The organism is Streptomyces solincola, assembly GCF_002982015.1.
Taxonomy (GTDB): Bacteria; Actinomycetota; Actinomycetes; order Streptomycetales; family Streptomycetaceae; genus Streptomyces; species Streptomyces solincola.
In genome coordinates, this window is sequence record NZ_PVLV01000459.1 from 1 (window position 1) to 3677 (window position 3677).

General features: G+C 72.8%; 3 protein-coding genes. 2 read left to right on the forward strand and 1 reads right to left on the reverse strand.

All coding sequences use genetic code 11. The annotated features are described in order from the left end of the window. Positions 1 to 95: 95 nt before the first annotated feature. A complete protein-coding gene (gene gabT / locus C6N75_RS24500; RefSeq protein ID WP_105871069.1) occupies positions 96 to 1430 on the forward strand; it encodes a 4-aminobutyrate--2-oxoglutarate transaminase in 1335 nt (444 codons plus the stop codon). 117 nt (positions 1431 to 1547) lie between these two features. Beyond that, a complete protein-coding gene (locus tag C6N75_RS24505; RefSeq protein WP_105871070.1) occupies positions 1548 to 2369 on the forward strand; it encodes a phosphatase PAP2 family protein in 822 nt (273 codons plus the stop codon). Here the strand turns inward: C6N75_RS24505 and C6N75_RS24510 are convergent. Then, on the reverse strand, positions 2305 to 3677 hold a 1373-nt coding region (locus C6N75_RS24510; RefSeq protein ID WP_105871071.1), incomplete at its 5' end, for a chitinase. The two genes, C6N75_RS24505 and C6N75_RS24510, sit on opposite strands and share 65 nt — an antisense overlap.

The window sequence follows — 3677 nt, forward strand, 5'->3', positions numbered from 1 at the left end:
CACCACTCCCGATCGGCGCATGCCGCCACCCCCCGCCCGCCCCTAGCCTGCGAAAGAAAGCATCAGAGCGTCCGGATCACCCCCAGGAGCCCCGCATGACCGAAATTCCGCAGGAGCGCCGCGTCGTCACCGCCATTCCCGGCCCGAAGTCGCAGGAGCTTCAGGCCCGTCGTACCGCCGCGGTCGCCGGTGGCGTGGGCTCCGTGCTGCCGGTCTTCACGGTCCGCGCGGGCGGCGGGATCATCGAGGACGTGGACGGCAACCGCCTGATCGACTTCGGCTCCGGCATCGCCGTGACCTCGGTCGGCGCCTCCGCCGAGGCCGTGGTGCGCCGGGCCTCCGCCCAGCTCGCCGACTTCACCCACACCTGTTTCATGGTCACCCCTTACGAGGGCTACGTGGAGGTCTGCGAGGCGCTGGCCGAGCTGACCCCGGGCGACCACGCCAAGAAGTCCGCGCTGTTCAACAGCGGCGCCGAGGCCGTCGAGAACGCGGTGAAGATCGCCCGCTCGTACACCAAGCGCCAGGCCGTCGTGGTCTTCGACCACGGCTACCACGGCCGCACCAACCTCACCATGGCGCTGACGGCCAAGAACATGCCGTACAAGAACGGCTTCGGCCCGTTCGCGCCGGAGGTCTACCGCGTACCGGTCGCCTACGGCTACCGCTGGCCCACCGGTGCGGAGAACTGCGGCCCCGAGGCCGCCGCCCAGGCCATCGACCAGATCTCCAAGCAGATCGGCGCGGAGAACGTCGCCGCGATCATCATCGAGCCGGTCCTCGGCGAGGGCGGCTTCATCGAGCCGGCCAAGGGCTTCCTGCCGGCGATCAGCCGGTTCGCCAAGGACAACGGCATCGTCTTCGTCGCGGACGAGATCCAGTCCGGCTTCTGCCGCACCGGCCAGTGGTTCGCCTGCGAGGACGAGGGCGTCGTCCCGGACCTCATCACCACCGCCAAGGGCATCGCGGGCGGCCTGCCGCTCGCCGCGGTCACCGGCCGCGCCGAGATCCTGGACTCCGTGCACGGCGGCGGCCTCGGCGGCACCTACGGCGGCAACCCGGTGGCCTGCGCCGGCGCGCTCGGCGCGATCGAGACCATGAAGGAGCTCGACCTCAACGGCAAGGCCAAGCGCATCGAGGAGGTCATGAAGGGCCGCCTCGCCGCGATGCAGGAGAAGTTCGAGATCATCGGCGACATCCGGGGCCGCGGCGCGATGATCGCCGTCGAGCTGGTCAAGGACCCGGCCACCAAGGAGCCCCACCCGGAGGCCGCCGGCGCGCTCGCCAAGGCCTGCCACGCCGAGGGCCTGCTCGTCCTCACCTGCGGCACCTACGGCAACGTGCTCCGCTTCCTGCCGCCGCTGGTCATCGGCGAGGACCTGCTGAACGAGGGCCTCGACATCATCGAGAACGCGTTCGCCGGCGTCTGAGACGTGTGCGAGCCGGTGTGACGGTGATCGACCGGTTGTGAAGAGGTCGTGGGGGGCCGATGGCGGGATGGAGATCCGGCTGTCGGCCCCCTCCGCTCTGCCGTACGGTCTGAGCGGATGAGAGAGACACCCCGCCCGCAGGGGACTGCGGGCGACACCGGTGCGGAGCCTCCCCAGCCCCGTACCGGCCGCGCCCTGGCGCACACCGCTGGAGCCTCGCGCTCCGGAAGTCCTCTCCGGTCGGACGGCCGCCCGCCCCACACCCCCCGGGGCACGCGGCACACCGACGAGGCCGGCCGTCCCGGAACCACCCCCCCTGTTCCGGGACGGCCGGCCCTTCTCGTTCTCCTGCTGCTTCCGGCGCTGCTGTTCGCCGCCGCCACCTGGCAGGTCCTGGCCCGCGGTCCCGTCGTCCGACTGGACGAGCGGGTGAGCGGCGCGCTGGTCGGCTCGGTCCCGGCCCCCGTCGCGGAGCTGGGCGCGGACCTCGGCAACATGCCGGTCGCGGTGCCGGTGCTGGTCGCGGCGGTGGTGTGGGCGGTACGCCGCGGGGCGCGGGCCGCCGCCGGGTGGGCGGCGCTGGCGATGGTGCTGGTGCCCGTCCTCGTCGTCCCGCTGAAGCTGCTGGTGGACCGGGCCGGTCCGCTGACCGAGGCCACCGGCTACTACCCGTCGGGGCACACCGCCACCGCGATGGCGGCGTACGGCGGGGCCGCGCTGCTGGTACGGGAGCGGTGGCGCTGGGCGACGCCCGTCGCCGTGTTCCTGACGGCGGCGACGGGCGCCGGGCTGGTGCTGCGGGGCTACCACTGGCCGCTGGACGTGGCCGGCAGCCTCTGTCTGGGCGTGCTGCTGCTGGCGCCCCTGTGGTGGGTCAGTTCCAGCGGTAGGCGTCGAAGTTCCGGGCGAACTCCCCGCCGCCGAACCGGTCCCAGTTGATCGACCAGCTCATGAGCCCGCGCAGGGCAGGCCAGGCGCCGTGGGTCTGGTACGAGCCGCAGTTCACCTTCTTCGTCAGGCAGTCCAGGGCCTTGTTCACCTCGGCGGGCGGGGTGTGGCCGTTGCCCGCGTTGGGGGTGGCGGGCAGCCCGATGGCGACCTGCTCGGGGCGCAGGGCCGGGAAGACCCGCTGGGTGTTGCCGGCGACGGGGAAGCCGGTGAGCAGCATGTCGGTCATCGCGATGTGGAAGTCCGCGCCGCCCATGGAGTGGTACTGGTTGTCCAGGCCCATGATCGGGCCGGAGTTGTAGTCCTGGACGTGCAGCAGGGTGAGGTCGTCGCGCAGGGCGTGGATGACCGGCAGGTAGGCCCCGGCCCGCGGGTCCTGGCCGCCCCAGGGCCCGGAGCCGTAGAACTGGTAGCCGAGCTGCACGAAGAAGGTCTCCGGGGCCATGGTGAGCACGAAGTCGGCGCCGTACCTGGCCTTGAGGGTCTTCACCGCCGAGATCAGGTGGGTGATGACCGGGGTGGTGGGGTTGCGGAAGTCGGTGTCGCCGGTGTCGAGGGAGAGCGAGTGGCCCTCGAAGTCGATGTCCAGGCCGTCCAGGCCGTACTCGTCGATGATCTTCGACACGGAGGTGACGAAGGCGTCCCGGGCGGCTGTGGAGGCGAGCCGGACCTGCCCGTTCTGGCCGCCGATGGAGATCAGCACCTTCTTGCCGGCCGCCTGCTTGGCCTTGATGGCGGCCTTGAACTCGGCCGCGCTCTCCACGTTCGGGCACTCGGTCTTCGGGCAGAGCGCGAAGCGGATGTCGCCGGAGGTGACCGAGGTGGGCTCGCCGAAGGCCAGGTTGATCACGTCCCAGGAGTCCGGGACGTCCGCCATCCGGGTGTAGCCGGAGCCGTTGGCGAAGCTGGCGTGCAGATAGCCGACCAGGGCGTGCGCGGGCAGGTCGTCGCCGCCTCCGCCGGGCGGCGGGTCGACGGGGCCGCCGGGAGCGGTGGTGGCGGTGACGGCGGCCGACTTCGGCGACTCGCCGGCGCTGTTGGTGGCGGTGACCTGGAAGCGGTACGCGGTGGCGGCGGCCAGCCCGGTGACGGTGGCCGAGGTGGCGGAGGTGCTCAGCGCCTTGGCCCCGTCCCGGTAGACGGTGTAGCCGGTGGCGCCGGGGACGGCCGGCCAGGACAGCGGGACGGCGCTCGCGGTGGGCGTCCCGGCGGTGGCCGCGGCGGGCGCGGCGGGGACCTGGACCGGGGCGCCGCCGGGGGCGGGGGGGGGGGGGGGGGCGGCGGGGGGGGGGGCGGGGG